At 70.2% G+C, this 18823-nt stretch carries 16 protein-coding genes; 8 read left to right on the top strand and 8 right to left on the bottom strand.

Going from position 1 to position 18823, the window contains the following annotated elements; genetic code table 11:
* Window positions 1-235: 235 nt before the first annotated feature.
* The 5 genes from cimA to ACIQMR_RS17365 all read left to right on the top strand — a co-directional run bounded on the left by cimA (window position 236) and on the right by ACIQMR_RS17365 (window position 4651).
* Window positions 236-1861 carry a citramalate synthase gene (cimA, locus tag ACIQMR_RS17385; protein WP_401387343.1) on the top strand — a complete coding sequence of 542 codons (1626 nt, stop codon included), beginning with the start codon at window positions 236-238 and terminating at the stop codon, window positions 1859-1861.
* A 92-nt stretch (window positions 1862-1953) separates the two neighbouring features.
* Window positions 1954-3282, top strand: coding sequence for a hypothetical protein (locus tag ACIQMR_RS17380; RefSeq protein WP_401387340.1), 1329 nt, complete (start codon window positions 1954-1956; stop codon window positions 3280-3282).
* On the top strand, window positions 3282-3554 hold the full coding sequence (locus ACIQMR_RS17375) for a DUF1876 domain-containing protein (RefSeq protein WP_401387337.1): 273 nt from the start codon (window positions 3282-3284) through the stop codon (window positions 3552-3554). The genes ACIQMR_RS17380 and ACIQMR_RS17375 overlap by 1 nt, the downstream gene beginning before the upstream one ends.
* Before the next feature lie 231 nt (window positions 3555-3785).
* The gene (locus ACIQMR_RS17370; RefSeq protein WP_401387334.1) at window positions 3786-4301 is read left to right on the top strand and encodes a GNAT family N-acetyltransferase; all 516 of its coding nucleotides are present in this window, start codon (window positions 3786-3788) and stop codon (window positions 4299-4301) included.
* Window positions 4302-4375: 74 nt separating this feature from the next.
* On the top strand, window positions 4376-4651 hold the full coding sequence (locus ACIQMR_RS17365) for a DUF2087 domain-containing protein (protein WP_401387331.1): 276 nt from the start codon (window positions 4376-4378) through the stop codon (window positions 4649-4651).
* A 104-nt stretch (window positions 4652-4755) separates the two neighbouring features.
* On the opposite strand, the gene ACIQMR_RS17360 is transcribed toward ACIQMR_RS17365, so the two are convergent.
* The gene (locus ACIQMR_RS17360) at window positions 4756-5367 is read right to left on the bottom strand and encodes a YceI family protein (protein WP_401387329.1); all 612 of its coding nucleotides are present in this window, start codon (window positions 5365-5367) and stop codon (window positions 4756-4758) included.
* A 254-nt stretch (window positions 5368-5621) separates the two neighbouring features.
* On the opposite strand from ACIQMR_RS17360, the gene ACIQMR_RS17355 reads away from it, so the two are divergent.
* From ACIQMR_RS17355 to ACIQMR_RS17345, 3 genes are all read left to right on the top strand, one after another.
* Entirely contained in the window at window positions 5622-9458 is a 3837-nt protein-coding gene (locus ACIQMR_RS17355; RefSeq protein ID WP_401387326.1) for an endo-alpha-N-acetylgalactosaminidase family protein, read from the top strand.
* Window positions 9459-10020: 562 nt separating this feature from the next.
* Complete coding sequence (locus ACIQMR_RS17350; protein WP_401387323.1) at window positions 10021-11604, top strand: acyl-CoA carboxylase subunit beta; 1584 nt, start codon at window positions 10021-10023, stop codon at window positions 11602-11604.
* 21 nt (window positions 11605-11625) lie between these two features.
* On the top strand, window positions 11626-11829 hold the full coding sequence (locus tag ACIQMR_RS17345) for an acyl-CoA carboxylase subunit epsilon (RefSeq protein WP_266383710.1): 204 nt from the start codon (window positions 11626-11628) through the stop codon (window positions 11827-11829).
* Between the two features lie 176 nt (window positions 11830-12005).
* Here the strand turns inward: ACIQMR_RS17345 and ACIQMR_RS17340 are convergent, their stop codons facing one another.
* The 7 genes from ACIQMR_RS17340 to ACIQMR_RS17310 form a co-directional block, all read right to left on the bottom strand.
* Window positions 12006-12587, bottom strand: a complete 582-nt coding sequence (locus tag ACIQMR_RS17340; protein WP_401387319.1) for a GTP-binding protein — start codon at window positions 12585-12587, stop codon at window positions 12006-12008.
* Window positions 12568-13137, bottom strand: a complete 570-nt coding sequence (locus ACIQMR_RS17335) for a DUF742 domain-containing protein (RefSeq protein ID WP_401387316.1) — start codon at window positions 13135-13137, stop codon at window positions 12568-12570. The genes ACIQMR_RS17340 and ACIQMR_RS17335 overlap by 20 nt, the downstream gene beginning before the upstream one ends.
* 99 nt (window positions 13138-13236) lie before the next feature.
* Entirely contained in the window at window positions 13237-13650 is a 414-nt protein-coding gene (locus tag ACIQMR_RS17330) for a roadblock/LC7 domain-containing protein (protein WP_030125847.1), read from the bottom strand.
* A gap of 10 nt (window positions 13651-13660) precedes the next feature.
* Complete coding sequence (locus ACIQMR_RS17325; RefSeq protein WP_401387313.1) at window positions 13661-16939, bottom strand: nitrate- and nitrite sensing domain-containing protein; 3279 nt, start codon at window positions 16937-16939, stop codon at window positions 13661-13663.
* A 337-nt stretch (window positions 16940-17276) separates the two neighbouring features.
* On the bottom strand, window positions 17277-17858 hold the full coding sequence (locus tag ACIQMR_RS17320; RefSeq protein WP_266383718.1) for an ATP/GTP-binding protein: 582 nt from the start codon (window positions 17856-17858) through the stop codon (window positions 17277-17279).
* The gene (locus tag ACIQMR_RS17315) at window positions 17839-18246 is read right to left on the bottom strand and encodes a DUF742 domain-containing protein (protein ID WP_093653512.1); all 408 of its coding nucleotides are present in this window, start codon (window positions 18244-18246) and stop codon (window positions 17839-17841) included. The genes ACIQMR_RS17320 and ACIQMR_RS17315 overlap by 20 nt, the downstream gene beginning before the upstream one ends.
* Before the next feature lie 155 nt (window positions 18247-18401).
* On the bottom strand, window positions 18402-18815 hold the full coding sequence (locus ACIQMR_RS17310; RefSeq protein ID WP_266384487.1) for a roadblock/LC7 domain-containing protein: 414 nt from the start codon (window positions 18813-18815) through the stop codon (window positions 18402-18404).
* Between the last annotated feature and the right edge of the window lie 8 nt (window positions 18816-18823).

Here is an 18823-nt window from a genome sequence, read left to right as displayed (position 1 = left end):
CGCATTCGCCATGATTATCGGCAGCAGCGCGCCGGTCCGCAGTGACCGCTGACCCGTGGCCAGTAACCCCCGCGGCAGCGGCACCGTGCCCCAGACCCGCGCGCAGACCTCTCGCACCCGCGAGGGGTCTTTTCGTTTTACGGCCCCACCCCGGCCGGACGAGAGGCGCGCGAAGATGGGGGCAAGTGGAGCCACGAATTCCGGAGCCACTCATCCGACAGGAGTCACAACAGCCATGACCACAGAGGCCACGGACACCGATAGGTACGGCGTCACCGACGACGGTTTCCATGTCTTCGACACCACGCTGCGCGACGGCGCGCAGCGCGAGGGCATCAACCTCACCGTCGCGGACAAGCTGACCATCGCCCGGCACCTCGACGAGTTCGGCGTGGGCTTCATCGAGGGCGGGTGGCCGGGCGCCAACCCCCGGGACACCGAATTCTTCGCCCGGGCCCGCCAGGAGATCGACCTCAAGCACGCCCAGCTCGTCGCGTTCGGCGCCACTCGCCGGCCGGGCGCCAAGGCCGCCGAGGACCCGCAGGTCAAGGCGCTGCTCGACTCCGGTGCGCCGGTGATCACGCTGGTCGCCAAGTCCCACGACCGCCATGTCGAGCTCGCTCTGCGCACGACGCTCGACGAGAACCTGGAGATGGTCCGCGACACCGTCACGTACCTGCGCTCCCGGGGCCGGCGCGTCTTCGTCGACTGCGAGCACTTCTTCGACGGCTACCGGGCCAACGCGCAGTACGCCAAGGCCGTGGTCAGGGCCGCCTCCGAGGCCGGTGCCGACGTCGTCATCCTCTGCGACACCAACGGCGGCATGCTGCCCGCCCAGATCCAGGCCGTCGTCGCCACCGTCCTCGCCGACACCGGCGCCCGCCTCGGCATCCACGCCCAGGACGACACCGGCTGCGCCGTCGCCAACACCCTCGCGGCCGTCGACGCCGGCGCCACGCACGTCCAGTGCACCGCCAACGGCTACGGCGAGCGCGTCGGCAACGCCAACCTCTTTCCCGTCGTGGCCGCGCTGGAGCTGAAGTACGGCAAGAAGGTGCTGCCCGCGGGCGCCCTGCAGGAGATGACCCGGATCTCGCACGCCATCGCCGAGGTCGTCAACCTCACGCCGTCGACGCACCAGCCCTATGTGGGTGTCTCCGCCTTCGCCCACAAGGCCGGACTGCACGCCTCCGCGATCAAGGTCGATCCGGACCTGTACCAGCACATCGACCCCGAGCAGGTCGGCAACACCATGCGGATGCTCGTCTCCGACATGGCCGGCCGTGCCTCCATCGAGCTCAAGGGCAAGGAACTCGGCGTCGACCTCGGCGGCAACCGCGAGCTCGTCGGCCGGGTCGTGGAGCGGGTCAAGGAGCGCGAACTGAGGGGCTACACGTACGAGGCCGCCGACGCCTCCTTCGAACTGCTGCTGCGCGAGGAGGCGGAGGGCAGACCGCGCCTGTACTTCCGTACGGAGTCCTGGCGCGTGATCGTCGAGGACCGCCCCGACGGCACCCATGCCAACGAGGCCACGGTCAAGCTGTGGGCCAAGGGCGAGCGGATCGTCGCGACGGCCGAGGGCAACGGGCCGGTCAACGCGTTGGACCGGGCGATCCGGGTGGGGCTGGAGCGGATCTACCCGCAGCTCGCCAAGCTGGAGCTGGTCGACTACCGGGTCCGCATCCTCGAAGGCCGCCACGGCACGGGGTCCACCACCCGCGTACTGATCACGACGGGCGACGGCAACGGTGAATGGTCGACGGTCGGCGTCGGTGACAACATCATCGCCGCCTCCTGGCAGGCCCTGGAGGACGCCTACACCTACGGACTGCTGCGGGCCGGGGTCGAGCCGGCCCAGTAGCCGGAGGCGGATCCGGAGCCGCCCGTGCGGTTCCGGAGTCCTCCCACCTGCGGCCATGTCCTATTTCATGCCATTCGGGTAGCTTCGATGCTATGAGGACCAGGCCGTTCGCCCTGCTGTCTGCCCTCGCCGGGCTGACACTCTTCCTGCTGCTGGCCCTGGCCCCTGGCGCGGGCGCCAGGGCCACGGGCATCTCCGACGCGGCCGAGGCCCTGAAGCAGGGCCCGGTCTACGTCGATCCGGGGGCTCGCTCCCAGCTTTCCGAGGCCGACCAGAAGGCCCTGGCGCAGAAGATCGAGAACGCGGACAAGCCCGTGTTCATCGCCGTACTGCCCGAAGGCTCGCAGTTCCCCGCGGACAGCGTGCTGCGCAATCTGCGAACCGCGACGGGGATCACCGGGCTGTACGGGATCCGGCTCGGTGACGGCTTCGACGCGGGCGCGGACAGAAGCGTCATGCCGGCCGACGCCGTGCGGAACATCGTGTCCGGAGTGAAGGCGCCGGGCGTCGACGCCGCCACCCAGCTCGACAACTTCGTCGACCAGGCCCTCCCGACCGTCCGCGGCACCGCACCCTCCTCCTGGAGCGGCGGTTCCGAGAGCGGTGCCTCCACCGGCTCGCTGATCGCGATCGGCACCGTCCTCGTCGCGGGCGGCGCCGGCGCCTACGCGCTGGTCCGGCGCGGCCGCCGCCGCAAGGTGGAGGAGGAGCGGGACGCGCTGGAGAAGCTGCGCGTCGTCGTCGACGAGGACATCACCGCGTACGGCGAGGAGCTCGACCGGCTCGACTTCCACCCCTCCGAGCGCGGCGCGGACGACGCGATGCGCGCCGACTACGAACGCGCCCTGGACTCGTACGAGGACGCCAAGTCCGCCATGGCGTCGGCCGAGCATCCGCACGACGTCCGCAGCGTCACCGAGGCGCTGGAGGAAGGCCGCTACTCGCTCGCGGTCCTTTCCGCGCGCCGCGACGGCGCTCCGCTCCCCGAACGCCGGGCGCCGTGCTTCTTCGACCCGCGCCACGGACCTTCCCTCACCGACATGACCTGGACCCCGTCCGGCGGTTCACCCCGCGAAGTCCCGGTCTGCGCCGCCGACGCGGCCCGTCTCCAGGACGGCGAGGACCCGCTCGGCCGCACCGTCGAGACCGAGTCCGGCCGCCGCCCGTACTGGGAGGCCGGTCCGGCCTACGGCCCCTGGGCCGGCGGCTACTACGGCGGCGGGCTGCTGCCGGGCCTGCTCGCGGGCACCCTGCTCGGCAGCGCGCTGTCCACCCCTGCCTACGCGGCCGAGTACGGCGGCGGTGACTTCGGCGGCGGCGACTTCAGCGGCGCAGACTTCAGCTCCTCCGACTTCGGTGGCAGCGGCTTCGGCGGCGACTGGGGCGGCGGAGGCGGCTTCGACGGAGGCGGTGGCTTCTGATGCGCACCAAGAAATGGAACGTCGAGATCGTCATCACCGAGAACGACCGCACCACCCAGGCGGAGGCCCGGCTGCGCGGCCAGAACGCCGAACTCTTCGTCGGCGAGGGCACGGCCCACCGCAACCGCACCGACCAGGACATCCCTCATATCGGCGACGAGTTGGCCGTGGCGCGTGCGCTGAGCGGTGTGAGCCACTCGCTGCTGCACGAGGTGGCCTCGGAGATCGAGACGAGGACGGGCGAGCGCGTGGAGCGACTCCGGGAGGGGTGAGCGGACACTCCGGGAGGGATGACCGGACGGCTTACGGCTCCGCGAGGTGAATGCGACGGAATCCCGATCCGTTCGGTGACCCGGTGTGCGCGAAGCGTGACCAATATGGCGCGAACCTTCCTTGAGCCGGCCGGGTGGCGGCAAAAGACTTCTCCTGTGCCGGGGCGGGCAGTCGCCCGTACGGGGGTCCAGGGCACTTCGTCCGCATGCCCGATGTGAGGAAGTCCCCGTATGCCTGACGCCGGCGCTCGACGCACCGCACACCCGATCACGCTGACCGACGGCACCAGTACCCGGACCCGCGAGGTGACCCCTGACGATCTCGGGCCCGTCCAGGCGCTGCACCGCCGCTGCTCACCGGGCAGCCGCGCGCTGCGCTACCACTCGGGCAAGCCCGAGCTGTCCGTGGCGGGATGGCGGCTGCTGACCGACCCGGAACGCGGCACCACCCTGGTCACCACCACCGCCCAGCGCATGGACCACATCATCGCCATGACCAACGTCATGCGTACCGACCGGCAGGGCGTGGGCGAGTTCGCCGTGCTGATCGAGGACGCGTGGCAGTCCAAGGGGCTGGGCACGGCACTGGCCGCGCACGCGGCCGACGTGGCCCGCCGGGACGGACATCACACCCTGACCGCGGCGGTCGCCGCAGGCAACGCGCCGATGCTCCATGTCCTGGAGAGGCTCGACGCGCCGCCGGTCCACGCCGGCGGGCCGGTCCTGGACATCCACATACCGCTGTAGCGTGCGAACGCCCCTGGGGCGCGGCCGGGAAAACGCGTTGCGCGGGCGCGGAGCGGTGCAGGAGGCTTCCGGCCATGTCCGACAATGAATCCGGCGGATCGCGGGACGTGACCGCACTCTTCTCCCAGGGACGGCTCACGGCGATCCCCCGTAGGGCGGTGCGCCGTGAGCAGTTGCTCGTCCACCTGGCGCGGACCCTCTTCGAGCCCGGCCGGTCCTACACGGAGCCCGAGGTCAACGACGCGATCCGCACGGTCCACGACGACTGTTCGGCGCTGCGCCGCTATCTGGTCGAGGCGCAGCTGCTGACCCGTACGAGGGACGGCGGTACCTACCGGCGGGCCGCGTAACCGCGCGAGGCGGCATCGTCGAACGCGCCGAACCCCCGTCCGGTCGGGACGGGGGTTCGCCGGCTGCTGTGGAGCCCGTGCTGTGGCCGTGGTGGGGCCTACGGTCAGGCAGCGGCCTTGATCGCGGAGATGTCGAAGTTCAGCTTCACCTTGTCGCTGACCATCACGCCGCCCGTCTCCAGCGCGGCGTTCCACGTCAGACCCCAGTGGGAGCGCAGGATCTCGGCGCTGCCCTCGAAGCCGACGCGCTCGTTGCCGTAGACGTCCGTCGCCACACCGTTGAACTCCAGGTCGATGGAGAGCGGGCGGGTGACGTCCTTGATGGTGAGGTCGCCGGTGATGCGGTACTTCTCGCCGCCCAGCTGCTCGGCCGAGGTCGAGCGGAACGTCATCAGCGGGAAGGCCTCGGCGTCGAAGAACTCGCCGCTGCGCAGGTGGCCGTCGCGGTCGGCGATGCCGGTGTCGACGCTGGCGATCTTGACGTCGATGGCCGCGGTCGAGGAGGCCGGGTCGGAGCCGTCCAGCCGCAGCGTGCCCTCGTGCTCACCGAAGCTGCCGCGGACGTTGGTGACCATGGCGTGGCGGACGGTGAAGCCGATGCTGCTGTGGGCGGGGTCGATGCTGTAGTCACCGCTCAGCGCGGCGAGTGCGGGGTTCACCTCGCGCGGGGCGACGGCGTCGGTGGTGGTCTCGTTCTTGCGGTTGAACAGGCCCATGACTTCTCCTCGTGGATGCTGTGGTCGGGCGGGTCGGTGGCCTTCCCGGCCACTCGTTGAACCTTCAACGACGACCACCATAGAGTCATTCCCGTTCAACGTTCAACATTTCCGTGGGATTTTTCCCACCCTGCTCCGTGAGCGGGTGATCACATTCCGCCACTTGGACTAACGGACCGACGTTGTTGGACTGGCGGCGCCGCAGCCGTACGACTTCGTTGACCCCGCCCCGCCGCGGCCGCTACCCAGTCCCCATGTCGCTCATCAGAAGGCCCCGCACCGCCTGCGTGGTCGCCGTCGTCACGGCCGCCCTCATGGCGCCGACCGGGCCGGCCCTCGCAGTCCACGGCCACGGCCCGGCCGCCACCGCCGCCTCGCCGGTGCTCACCTCGGGGCAGCTCGCCGTCGCCGTCGCGGACGACTTCCCACGCGTCCTGTCGTACACCGACCGCGCCACGGGCGCCCGTCTGCTCGGCAGCACCCGCCCCGTCACCGAGGTCACGCTCAACGGCACGGCCCACGCCGTGCGGCTCGAAGCCGCACCCGTGGTCCGGGGAGCCGCAGCCGCGTACACCCTGACGTTCCCCGGCCTCCCCGGCGTCGAGATCGACACGACGCTCTCCGTGGCCGGCCGGACCACCACCTTCAAGGTGACCGCCGTGCGCGACACGGAGGCGTTCCGCGTCGGGACCATCGACATTCCGGGGCACGACCTGGTCTCGGTGGGCAGCACGGACGACGGCGCCGCGACCGCGTTCACCCGCCTCGATCCCGACTCGACCAGGACCGCCGACGTCTTCGGCCGAGTCACCGACGAGACCCCGGCCGACGCCTCGCCCGTCGGAGCCTCGTACGCCCTCCTCAACACGGGCGCGCTCGCCGCCGCCGTCGAGTCCAACTCCAGCTACGACAAGCCCTCCGGCGCCACCGGCGGCGACGACGCCCGCTTCTGGCACCAGGCCCGCACGGCGGACGACGGATCCGTCCGCGTCGGCGTCCGGTCCGGACAGTGGACCTATCGCGGCGAGGGCGCCCCACGGCCCGAAAGCGGCAAGGACCTGCCGTGGGCCAAGGTCGTCGTCACCCCCGACGCCAACGCCGACGGAAAGACCGACTGGCAGGACGGCGCCGTCGCCTTCCGCACGATCGGCATCGAGGCGCCGGGCGGCGACGCCACGCCGGACCGGGTCGTCACCCACATCCCGTTCAACTTCGCCAGCCAGGCCACGCACCCGTTCCTGCGCACCCTCGACGACGTGAAGCGCGTCTCGCTCGCCACGGACGGACTCGGACAGCTCGCCGTGCTCAAGGGGTACGGCTCCGAAGGGCACGACTCCGCCCACCCCGACTACGGCGGCAACTACAACAAGCGCGCCGGCGGGCTCAGGGACCTCAACACGCTGCTGAAGGCCGGAAAGAAGTGGGGCGCGACCTTCGGCGTGCACGTCAACGCCACCGAGTCGTACCCGGAGGCCAGGAACTTCAGCGAGACCCTCGTCGACAGGACCAAGCCCGGCTGGAACTGGCTCAACCAGAGCTACTACATCGATCAGCGGCGTGACATCAACAGCGGCGACCTCGCCCGCAGGTTCCAGCAGCTGCGCGACGAGACCGACCCCAACCTCAGCCTGCTCTACATCGACGTCTACTACTCGCACGGCTGGATCGCCGACAAGACGATGCAGGCCGTGCAGAAGCAGGGCTGGAACGTCGCCACCGAGTGGGCCGACAAGTTCGAGCGGGCCTCGCTCTGGTCGCACTGGGCCAACGACCTGGACTACGGAGGCGCCACCAACAAGGGGCTCAACTCCCAGATCATCCGCTTCATCCGCAACGGCGAGAAGGACATCTGGAACAACCACCCGGTGCTCGGCCAGACAGCCCTGGAGGACTTCGAGGGCTGGACCGGGGAGACCGACTGGAATGCCTTCCAGGCCAACATCTGGCAGCGGAACCTGCCCGCGAAGTTCCTGCAGCAGGAGCGGATCACCCGCTGGGAGGGCAATGACATCGCCTTCACCGGAGGGCTGCGCGGGACGGTCGAGGACGGCCGCCGCACGTTCTACGACCACGGGCGCAAGGTCCTCGACGGCGACCGGTATCTGCTGCCGTGGGACGGCGGGAAGAAGCTGTACCACTACAACAAGGCCGGTGGCACCAGCAGTTGGGCCGTCCCCGGCAGCGGCGGCTACACCGTGTACAAGCTCACCGACAACGGACGCGTGAAGGCCGGGACCGTACGCCCCGCCGACGGCAGGATCACCCTCACCGCCGAGGCCGGACAGCCCTACGTCCTCCACCCGGACCGCGCACCCGCGCCGCGGGCCGCCCTCTGGGGCGAGGGCGGCAAGGTCGGGGACCCCGGCTTCAACGACGCACGGCTCGGATCGTGGACGAAGACCGGCACGGTCGCACGCGACACCGACGACCAGGGGCGCAACAGCGCCGAGCTGACGGGCCCGGCGGCCGCCTCGCTCGCCCAGCGGATCACCGGCCTCACACCGGGCAAGCGGTACACCGCCTCCGCGTGGATCGAGGTCGAACCGGGAGCCTCACGCCGTACGGTCCTCTCCGCCGGCGGGCGGTCCGTCACCGTCGAACGGTCCACCGCCGAGAACCTGGTCGCGGCCTCCGACTGGCACTCCACCTCCTTCCAGCGGGCCAAGGTCAACTTCCTCGCCCCGGCCGGCGGCACCGTGACCCTGAGGATCGACGCCGCGCAGGGATCCCCGGCCGCGGTGCGGGTCGATGACGTACGGCTGGTCGAGAACGCACCCGCGGTCAAGGACGGCACGGTCGTGTACGAGGACTTCGAGGCCGTCGACCAGGGCTGGGGACCGTTCCTCAAGGGCGACGCCGGCGGCGTGACCGACCCGCGCACCCATGTCAGTCAGCTGCACGCCCCGTACACCCAGTCCGGCTGGAACGGGAAGCCGATCGACGATGTGATCGGCGGCGCGGAGTCGCTGAAGGCGCACGACGAGAACAGCGGGCTGGTGTACCGGACCGCGCCGTGGACCGTGCCGATGAAGGACGGGCACACCTACCGGGTCGAGTACGACCACCAGTCGAGCCACGCGGGCGCGTACGAATGGGTCACCGGCTACGACCGGGCCACCGGGGGCTCCGTGGAGGTCCGCCGGACGCCCATCGGTGCCCAGCGCACCACCGGGCACTTCACCGAGACCGTCACGGCGGGCTGCGGTGACACCTGGACCGGGCTGCGGAAGCGCTCCGACGCCCCCGAAGGCGCCGACTTCGTGCTGGACGGCTTCACCGTCACCGACCTCGGGCCGGCCGGGGCGGCACCGGCCTGCGGAACGCTGAGCGTGGCCGCGGCCGCCGAGACCCTGGAGCCGGGCCGGGGGAACGAGGTCAAGGCCGTCTTCACCAACGACGAGGCGAGCGCCGCCACGGACGTCTCGGTCGGCCTGGAGCTGCCCGCCGGATGGACGGCGGAGCCCGCGGGCCCGGTCGCCTTCGCGTCGGTCGCACCGGGGGACAAGGCCACCGCCACCTGGCAGGTGACACCTCCCGTGGACGCCGAGTACCGGACGTACGAGCTGAGTTCGGCGGCCACCTACACCGTCACCGGCGGCAGCCGTACGCTCGGCGCGAGGACGAGCGTACGGACCCTGCCGCCACCGCCGGCCACCGACACCTGGGCGAGTGATCTGGACTGGACCTCCGCGGAGAACGGCTGGGGACCGGTCGAGCGCGATCTCTCCAACGGGGAGACCGGCACCGGAGACGGCAGCCCCCTGAAGATCGGGGGAGTGGCCTACGCCAAGGGCCTCGGCACGCACGCCCCGGCGAAGGTCCGCTACTACCTGGGCGGCCGGTGCACCTCCCTCACGGCCGAGGTGGGTGTGGACGACGTCCAGGCATCTCGCGGCAGCGTGCAGTTCGCCGTGGCGGCGGACGGCGCGGAGAAGGTGAGGTCGCCGGTTCTGCGGGCCACGGACGCGGCGTGGCAGCTCACCGCGGACCTCACCGGCGCCCAGTACGTCGATCTGACGGTCACCGACGGCGGGGACGGGAACGGCAACGACCACGCCGACTGGGGCGGCGCACGCTTCCACTGCGGCTGACGGCCCGGCCGGGGTGTGGGGTGCCGTCGGGGCACCCCACACGCCCGTCCGGGCACGGGACCGATCCGGTGAACTCGTCGTACGTGTGCATCCTCATGCCCGGGACCTTCCGACGGGCCGTGGCCGACCGTGCCGCCGACCGGCGCCGGCTGGAGATCCTCGACAATTCCGGCACCTGCCGGTCCCTCTCCTTCCCCTCGGCCGGTCCCACCGCGGCGCACTTCCGGCAGCCCGCTACGGTGGGCGCGCACACCGTCACCGCCGCGGCGGGCGTGCTCGTACGCCACCGGGCCCCGGCCGCTACCCTCCACATCGGCGAACCCCTGCGTTCCGGGTCGCGTCCCGCGACTGCGCGTCACTTCGGGTACGGCAGGTGCCGTACATGGCTGGGAGATGGCCATCGGTTGACGCCTTTGTTGGATCACGACAATTCGGTGGCCTGTTCAACTGGTACTTCGCCTGCAGTGCGGAACGGTTCTGTACGGGGCTGACAGCAGAACGGGCGCGAGACTGTACGGAGTCAACGGCAGGATTTCCTCGGTCTGCTCCGTAGGGTTCGTACATGACCGTTTTGGACGAGACCGCGGGCGAGCCGACCGACGCACGAGGGCGTGTGGCCGAGCTGCACGCCCTTCGCGAGCAGGCGCGGCGCGGACCCAGTGACCGTGCGACCGAGGCGCAGCACGCCAAGGGCAAGCTGACCGCGCGTGAGCGCATCGAGCTGCTGCTGGACGCGGGGTCGTTCCGTGAGGTCGAGCAACTGCGGCGGCACCGGGCGTCGGGCTTCGGCCTGGAGTCGAAGAAGCCGTACACGGACGGTGTGATCACGGGCTGGGGCACGGTCGAGGGCCGTACGGTCTTCGTCTACGCGCACGACTTCCGGATCTTCGGCGGTGCGCTCGGCGAGGCTCACGCCACGAAGATCCACAAGATCATGGACATGGCCATCTCGGCCGGTGCCCCGCTGGTGTCGCTGAACGACGGTGCCGGCGCCCGCATCCAGGAGGGCGTCTCCGCCCTCGCGGGCTACGGCGGCATCTTCCAGCGCAACACCAGGGCCTCCGGTGTCATCCCGCAGATCAGCGTGATGCTCGGCCCGTGCGCGGGCGGCGCCGCCTACTCGCCGGCGCTGACGGACTTCGTGTTCATGGTCCGCGAGACCTCGCAGATGTTCATCACCGGCCCCGACGTGGTCAAGGCGGTCACCGGCGAGGAGATCACCCAGAACGGCCTCGGCGGCGCGGATGTGCACGCCGAGACGAGCGGCGTGGCGCACTTCGCGTACGACGACGAGGAGACCTGCATCGCGGAGGTCCGCTACCTCCTGTCGATGCTGCCGTCCAACAACCGCGAGAACCCGCCCCAGACGCACGGCGAGGACCCGGCCGACCGCCGCTCCGACGTGCTCCTCGACCTGGTCCCGGCGGACGGCAACCGTCCGTACGACATGCACAAGGTGATCGAGGAGATCGTCGACGACGGCGACTACCTGGAGATCCACGAGCGCTGGGCCCGCAACATCATCTGCGCCCTGGCCAGGCTCGACGGCCAGGTCGTCGGCATCGTCGCCAACCAGCCTCAGTCGCTGGCCGGCGTCCTCGACATCGAGGCGAGCGAGAAGTCCGCGCGCTTCGTCCAGATGTGCGACGCCTTCAACATCCCGATCATCACGCTGCTGGACGTGCCCGGCTTCCTGCCCGGCGTCGACCAGGAGCACGGCGGCATCATCCGCCACGGCGCGAAGCTGCTGTACGCGTACTGCAACGCGACCGTGCCGCGGATCTCGCTGATCCTGCGCAAGGCGTACGGCGGTGCGTACATCGTCATGGACTCCCAGTCCATCGGCGCCGACCTCACCTACGCCTGGCCGACGAACGAGATCGCCGTGATGGGCGCGGAGGGCGCGGCCAACGTCATCTTCCGCCGCCAGATCGCCGACGCCGAGGACCCCGAGGCCATGCGCGCCCGCATGGTCAAGGAGTACAAGGCCGAGCTCATGCATCCCTACTACGCCGCGGAGCGCGGCCTGGTCGACGACGTCATCGACCCGGCCGAGACGCGCGAGGTGCTCATCCGCTCCCTCGCCATGCTCCGCACGAAGCACGCCGACCTGCCGTCCCGCAAGCACGGCAACCCCCCGCAGTAACCCACGAGGAGAATGCTGCAGATGACCATGCCCGCCGAATCCCTGCTCCGGGTCGAGAAGGGCCACGCCGACCCCGAGGAACTGGCCGCGATCACGGCCGTCCTCCTCGCCCGCGCCGCCGCGCAGCCGCAGGACGCCCCTGCCCACCGCGGCCGCAGCACCGCCGGGTGGCGCCGCCTGGAACGCCAGTCCGGCTTCCGCGCCCCTCACTCCTGGCAGGGCTGACGCCCTACCGCCACCAAGGCCCCGCCGCCCCCACCAGGGGGCGCCGGGGCCTTCGCGTACCCACGGCGCGCAAGCCCCCGGCTTCTCCGTCCACACCTGGGGACGAGGAAGGCCCCGCACTCCGTGTGGAGTGCGGGGCCTTCCCGCGTACGGGACCGGTACGGCGACGGAGGCGGCTACCGCAGGCGTGCCATGAGTGCGTGCTCGACCAGGGTGATGAGCGCGCTCTTGGCGTCCGCGCGGTGGCGTGCGTCGGTGGTGATGATCGGTGCGTCGGGGCCGATCTGCAGCGCCTCGCGCACCTCGTCGGGCGTGTACGGCTGGTGTCCCTCGAAGCCGTTGAGGGCCACGACGAAGGGCAGGCCGCTGTTCTCGAAGTAGTCGACCGCGGGGAAGCAGTCGGCGAGTCTGCGGGTGTCGACGAGGACGACGGCGCCGATGGCGCCGCGTACCAGGTCGTCCCACATGAACCAGAAGCGGTCCTGTCCGGGTGTGCCGAACAGGTACAGGATCAGGTCCTGGTCCAGGGTGATACGGCCGAAGTCCATGGCCACCGTGGTGGTGGTCTTGCCCGCGGTGTGGGTGAGGTCGTCGATGCCGGCCGACGCGGACGTCATCACGGCCTCGGTACGCAGCGGGTTGATCTCCGAGACGGCGCCGACGAACGTGGTCTTGCCCACGCCGAAGCCGCCCGCCACCACGATCTTCGCGCTGGTGGTTGAGCGGGCTGCACCGCCGCTAGAGCTTGCGAAGTCCACTGAGCACCCTTTCGAGCAGTGTCACGTCTGGCTGGCCGCCGGCGGCCTCGTCGCCGCCGGGCTGGTGGATGGCGACAAGTCCGGCCTCCGCCAGGTCGGCTACGAGGATCCGGGCGACGCCGAGGGGGATGGTGAGAAGTGCCGAGATCTCAGCGACCGACTTGATCTCGAAGCACAGCCGGCAGATCCGCTGGTGCTCGGGCAACTGCCCTTGCAGCCGCGCGGGATCGGCCGTGGTGCTGACCAGCGCCTCGATGGCGAGCTGGTACCGCGGCCGGGTCCGGCCGCCGGTCATCGCGTACGGGCGCACCAACGGGTTGTTGTTGCCCGACGCGGGTGCCGGCTCCGGTGCCCGCCGAGGAGCCACCGGCTGGATCCGGGGTCCCTGCGGCTGGTTGTAGGACGGGTCGTACGGCTGCTGCGGCCGCTGGTACGGCTGCGCACCGCCACCTCTGCTCGGTGCGGAGGGGAAGTTGAAGCGGTTCTGCCCCTGCTCACCCGGAGACTGGTGAGCACCGTCATATGGATGTCCGCCTGGGGGTGTTGCCACTTTTCTCCTCCTCCGAGTGCCGTACGCCCGGTCCATGTCCCTGTGGTACCGCGCCACCGCACCCTATGGTGCGGTGGCGGGAAACGCACTGCCGTTCTGTTAGTTGAGAAGACTTCCCTGGAGTTCGGCGCGCAGGTCCGGGGTGAGGACGCTGCCTGCACGATCGACCAGGAGGGCCATCTCGTAGCCCACGAGGCCGATGTCGGCATCGGGGTGGGCGAGCACGGCCAGTGAAGAGCCGTCCGAGATGGACATGAGGAAGAGGAAGCCGCGCTCCATCTCCACAACGGTCTGGTTGACCGCGCCGCCCTCGAAGATGCGGGAGGCGCCCGCGGTCAGCGAGGTCAGCCCGGACGCGACGGCCGCCAGCTGGTCGGCACGGTCACGCGGGAATCCCTCGGACATCGCCAGCAGGAGTCCGTCGGCGGAGACCACCACCGTGTGGGACACCCCGGGGGTGTTGTCCACAAAGTTGGTGATCAACCAGTTCAGATTCTGCGCCGCCTGGCTCATCGGGCTCACACTAACGCTCCTGGTTGTAGGTGCTACCCGGGCCGAAGCCCGATCCGTTCGTGTCCGTTCCCGCGCTGCGTCCCTGCTGGACACCGCGCCGCAGGTTGCTCAACCTGCCACGCACGTCCTCAGGGGCGCGGGACACCTGGGGTCCGCCCTGCGGGGTCTGCTCCGCCGTGCCCTCGACCAGGTTGGCCTTGGGAACGCGGCGGGGAAGGCCGGACGAGGTGACCCCACCCGCCTTGGGCTCCCGGAGCTTCTCGGCCCGCTGCCAGCGCTCGTCGTTCTTCGAGCGCCAGTCACCGGAGCCGTCCGCGTCCGTGTGTCCGCCCTGCGGGGTCTGGGGGGCCTGGGGGGCCTGCGGGGCCTGGCCCGCCTGGCCGTTGCGGGCGTCGGCGGGGGACTGCCCCTGCTGGCCGCCGCCACGACGCGGCAGACCGGCGTTGGTCATCTGGTGACCGCTACCGGCGGCCGGGCCCGGACGCTCGAAGCCTACGCGCTCGGGAGCGTTCGCGGGACCGGACGGAGCAGATTCCGCTTCCGCCCGGTACTCCGGCTCGTACGCACCCTGGTACGTGCCCTGATCCGTCCACTCTTCCTGGTGGGACTGGGGGGCGAAGGTGTCGTCGTACTGCGGCGCGGCACCCTGCGGAGCGTCGTACGCGGCCTCCGCATAGCCCTGCTCCTGGTGCTCCGGGTAGCCGCCGGAGGCCGGGAACCGACCGGTGTTGTCGTAACCGTTCTGCTCGTAGCCGCCCTGGCCGTAGCCGTTCGACTCGTAGCCGTTCTGCTCGTACGCGGACTGCGGCTGTTGCGCGTAGCCCTGGTCGTACTGGGCCTCGGCGTAGTTCTCCTGCTCGCCGTACGACTGATCCGTCTCGTCGCGGAACAGCGGGCGGTCACCGTGCGACTGCGCCTCGAGCGCGGCACGGCGCTCCTCGCGCATCAGCGAGCGGTTGACCGGGTCCAGCTGGCGGGGGTCCTCCGCGGACTGGTCCTCGTAACGGGAGTCGTCGAAGCCGAGTTCGGCCGCGGTGAGCATCGGGGCGGGCTCGAAGGACTGCTGCTGAGGGATCATCTGCGAGACCGTGAAGTCGTCGTTGGGGAGCGGTTCGCCACCGCCACCGTGGGTGATCGCGTCCGGGAGCATGACCAGGGAGGTCGTGCCGGCCTGCTCACCCGAGGGGCGCAGCTGGACGCGGACACCGTGCCGGTCGGCGAGGCGGCCGACCACGAAGAGGCCCATGCGCTGCGAGACGGCGGCGTCCACCGTCGGCGGGTTGGCCAGCTTGTGGTTGATGTCGGCGAAGTCCTCGGCGGTCAGGCCGATGCCCTTGTCGTGGATCTCGATCATGACCCGGCCGTCGGGCAGCCGCGTCGCGGTGACCCGAACCTTGGTCTGCGGCGAGGAGAACGTGGTGGCGTTCTCCAGCAGCTCGGCGAGGAGGTGCACGAGGTCGGTCACGGCCTGGCCGTGGATCTCGGTCTCCGGGACGCCGGTGAGCTCGATGCGCTCGTACGACTCCACCTCGGAGGAGGCGGCGCGGAGCACGTCCACCAGCGGGACCGGCTGGTTCCAGCGGCGGCCGGGCTCCTCGCCGGCGAGGACGAGGAGGTTCTCGCCGTTGCGGCGCATACGGGTCGCGAGGTGGTCCAGCTTGAAGAGGTTCTCCAGCTGGTCCGGGTCGGCCTCGTTGTTCTCCAGATCGGTGATCAGGGTCAGCTGGCCCTCGATCAGCGACTGGTTGCGGCGCGACAGGTTGGTGAAGATCGCGTTGACGTTGCCACGGAGCAGGGCCTGCTCGGCGGCGAGCCGGACGGCCTCACGGTGGACCTGGTCGAAGGCGCGGGCGACCTCGCCGATCTCGTCCTTGCTGTCGATCGGGATCGGCTGGACGCGGGTGTCGACCCGGCCCGGCTCGGTGCGCGACAGCTGGTCGACCAGCATCGGCAGGCGCTGCTCGGCGATGCGGAAGGCGGCGGTGCGCAGCTGGCGCATCGAGCGGCTCATCTGGCGGGCCACCATGCCGGCCAGGATGAACGCGGCGAGCAGCGCGATGATGACGATCAGACCGTTGACGATGGCGTCGGTCTTGGCCTCGTCGGAGATCCGGGCGGCCTCGGCCACGGACCTGTCGACGAGGTTCTTCTCGATCTCGCTGTAGCCCTCGAACTTGGCGGTGGAGGCCGGCAGCCAGACCCTCGGGGTCACGCCCTTCTCGGCGAGTTCCTCGGGATCGGCACCGGTGCCGATCGCGCCGACCATGCCGTCGAGGTAGGAACCGTTCTCGGCCTTCGGCGGAGGGGTGAACTTCACGTTCGCGGCGGCGGCCTGGGCCGCGGCGGCGGCCAGCTTCTTCTGGCCGTCCTCCGTCTTGCGAGCCATGACGTCCTTCAGCCTCTGGACGTCCTCGTCCGTGCCACCGGACTGGTACTCGCCGAGGGCGATGCCCTCCAGGTAGGCGTAGGAGGTGAAGGCGATCGTCTGGCCGGCCCTGATGTTCTTCTTCTCGTTGGGCCGGACGAGCAGTTCCACGCCGATCGAGCGCTGCAGGGACCCGGCGGCCTTGGCGAGCTGGATGGCGTACACCATGCGGCCGAAGCTGGTGATGTTGCCGGTGCCCAGGCCGAGCTCGTTGGAGAACTCCATCAGGTAGTGATGGACGAGCGTGTAGCTCTCCTGGGTGGCGACCGGTCCGCGCTTGTCGTCGTTGGGGTCGTTCGGGTCGCCCTCGGACTTCGCCGGCGTCTCGAAGCGCTCCGTGTACGCGGCCTGACGGAGGCCCTCCAGGGCCGGCTCAGCGGCACGGAAGAGCTTGAGGCGCCGCTCCATGCCCTGCTTCTCCGGCATGTCCTTGACGGCCTCGTCGAACTTCTTCTTGGCGGCGTCCGTGATGGCACGCGGACCGGCGACTCCCGGGTCCGTCGCGGGCTTGCCCTCGAGGAGCGGCTGGGCCGTGAGGTCGCGCTCGTTGAGGAGGGCCTGGCCGTACTCCGAGGCGGCGCGCACGACGAGCGCCGTCTTCTCGGCGTCCTGCGCCTCGTTCCAGGTGTCGATCGACCCCTTCACCTGGAAGCCGCCCATGACGAGGCCGACCAGCACGGGTATGAGGAGGATCGCGTTCAGTCGCGTCGGCACACGCCAGTTGCGCGGGGACAGTCTGCTGGAGCTGCCACTGGTGGCGGGCGCCACGGGCTGCACATCCGCAGGCGACGCCGCTGCACGCGGGGGCGGGGTGAAGTTGCCCCGCGCCATCTGCTCTGCGGAGCTCGTATTGCTTCGCCTCACTCGACCAACAACCTCTCGGCGTCGGCACCTACGTTGTGCCGATTATTGTTCAGGGCCGTACTACTCACGAGTTCGTTGATTTCAGCACGCCGAGCGGGTCCGTTCCAAACAGCGGGAACTGGCCGTTCCGAGTGCTCCAGGCCTCAGATAAAACGGGCATAAAGAGCGAGCCCCGTCAAATAGAGGGGCCTTTGTGAGCGCAGTGGTACCAGCCGGATGCGTCGGGTGTCCGAGCCCGGAGAATTCTCTGTCGAAACGTTATGAACATGGAGGCGGACCGTGTCAAAGGACACGGCCCGCCTCGCACACGTCTACGACAACTGGCGTACGGCCACTTCTACTTGAGACGTGCCATGAGTGCGTGCTCGACCAGGGTGATGAGCGCGCTCTTGGCGTCCGCGCGGTGGCGTGCGTCGGTGGTGATGATCGGTGCGTCGGAACCGATCTGCAGCGCCTCGCGCACCTCGTCGGGCGTGTACGGCTGATGCCCCTCGAAGCCGTTGAGGGCCACGACGAAGGGCAGGCCGCTGTTCTCGAAGTAGTCGACCGCGGGGAAGCAGTCGGCGAGCCTGCGGGTGTCGACGAGGACGACGGCGCCGATGGCGCCGCGTACCAGGTCGTCCCACATGAACCAGAAGCGGTCCTGTCCGGGTGTGCCGAACAGGTACAGGATCAGGTCCTGGTCCAGGGTGATACGGCCGAAGTCCATGGCCACCGTGGTGGTGGTCTTGCCCCCGGTGTGGGTGAGATCGTCGATGCCCGCCGACGCGGACGTCATGACCGCCTCGGTACGCAGCGGGTTGATCTCCGAGACGGCGCCGACGAACGTGGTCTTGCCCACGCCGAAGCCGCCCGCCACCACGATCTTCGCGCTGGTGGTCGACCGGGCCGCACCGCCGCTAGAGCTTGCGAAGTCCACTGAGCACCCTTTCGAGCAGTGTCACGTCCGGCGTACCGCCGGCCTCTCCGTTGCCCGGCTGGTGGATAGCCACCATGCCGGCCTCCGCCAGGTCCGCCACCAGGATCCGCGCCACCCCGAGCGGCATCGACAGCAGGGCCGACACCTCGGCCACGGACTTGACCTCCCGGCAGAGGTGGCAGATCCGCTGGTGCTCGGGCAGGAGCGTCGAGAGGTGCGCCGGGTCGGCCGTGGTGCTGACCAGCGCCTCGATGGCGAGTTGGTACCGCGGCCGGGTCCGGCCGCCGGTCATCGCATAAGGACGCACCAGCGGCTGGTCGCCCTCATGTCCGTAGTCGGTGTCCACGGGGACACCGTACGGATCGTGAGAGGCGGGGGGCGGGGTCATGAATCCTCCGGGCGTGACAGCAAGTGGTCGGCTGTGCCGTCTGAGTGGGCCGGTGGGGGGCCGGGTGAGGCGGCCTGACGGTATGGACGTATGAAGGGCTGCCCGTGGGGTGTGCCTTGGGGCGCACACCCCGGGGGCGGGCTTGCTGAGGGCTCCTAGTGGAGCAGACTCCCCTGGAGCTCGGCGCGCAGGTCCGGGGTGAGGACCGTGCCGGCACGATCGACCAGGAGAGCCATCTCGTAGCCCACCAGACCGATGTCGCAGTCCGGGTGGGCGAGTACGGCGAGCGAGGAGCCGTCCGAGACGGACATGATGAAGAGGAACCCGCGTTCCATCTCCACCACGGTCTGGTTGACCGGGCCCCCCTCGAAGATCCGGGACGCCCCCGCGGTCAGCGAGGTCAGCCCGGACGCCACCGCCGCCAGCTGGTCGGCGCGGTCACGCGGAAACCCCTCGGACATCGCCAGCAGCAGACCATCGGCGGAGACCACCACCGTGTGCGACACCCCGGGGGTGTTGTCCACGAAATTGGTGATCAACCAGTTCAGATTCTGCGCCGCCTGGCTCATCGGGCTCA

Source organism: Streptomyces sp. NPDC091376 (assembly GCF_044757085.1).
GTDB classification, from domain to species: domain Bacteria; phylum Actinomycetota; class Actinomycetes; order Streptomycetales; family Streptomycetaceae; genus Streptomyces; species Streptomyces pratisoli.
This window is presented reverse-complemented; position numbering and strand designations above follow the sequence as displayed.

Excerpts from the sequence above, each read along its gene's own strand:
- cimA (WP_401387343.1), top strand. The coding sequence starts at position 236 with ATGACCACAGAGGCCACGGACACCGATAGGTACGGCGTCACCGACGAC.
- ACIQMR_RS17380 (WP_401387340.1), top strand. The coding sequence starts at position 1,954 with ATGAGGACCAGGCCGTTCGCCCTGCTGTCTGCCCTCGCCGGGCTGACA.
- ACIQMR_RS17375 (WP_401387337.1), top strand. The coding sequence starts at position 3,282 with ATGCGCACCAAGAAATGGAACGTCGAGATCGTCATCACCGAGAACGAC.
- ACIQMR_RS17370 (WP_401387334.1), top strand. The coding sequence starts at position 3,786 with ATGCCTGACGCCGGCGCTCGACGCACCGCACACCCGATCACGCTGACC.
- ACIQMR_RS17365 (WP_401387331.1), top strand. The coding sequence starts at position 4,376 with ATGTCCGACAATGAATCCGGCGGATCGCGGGACGTGACCGCACTCTTC.
- ACIQMR_RS17360 (WP_401387329.1), bottom strand. The coding sequence starts at position 5,367 with ATGGGCCTGTTCAACCGCAAGAACGAGACCACCACCGACGCCGTCGCC.
- ACIQMR_RS17355 (WP_401387326.1), top strand. The coding sequence starts at position 5,622 with ATGTCGCTCATCAGAAGGCCCCGCACCGCCTGCGTGGTCGCCGTCGTC.
- ACIQMR_RS17350 (WP_401387323.1), top strand. The coding sequence starts at position 10,021 with ATGACCGTTTTGGACGAGACCGCGGGCGAGCCGACCGACGCACGAGGG.
- ACIQMR_RS17345 (WP_266383710.1), top strand. The coding sequence starts at position 11,626 with ATGACCATGCCCGCCGAATCCCTGCTCCGGGTCGAGAAGGGCCACGCC.
- ACIQMR_RS17330 (WP_030125847.1), bottom strand. The coding sequence starts at position 13,650 with ATGAGCCAGGCGGCGCAGAATCTGAACTGGTTGATCACCAACTTTGTG.
- ACIQMR_RS17315 (WP_093653512.1), bottom strand. The coding sequence starts at position 18,246 with ATGACCCCGCCCCCCGCCTCTCACGATCCGTACGGTGTCCCCGTGGAC.
- ACIQMR_RS17310 (WP_266384487.1), bottom strand. The coding sequence starts at position 18,815 with ATGAGCCAGGCGGCGCAGAATCTGAACTGGTTGATCACCAATTTCGTG.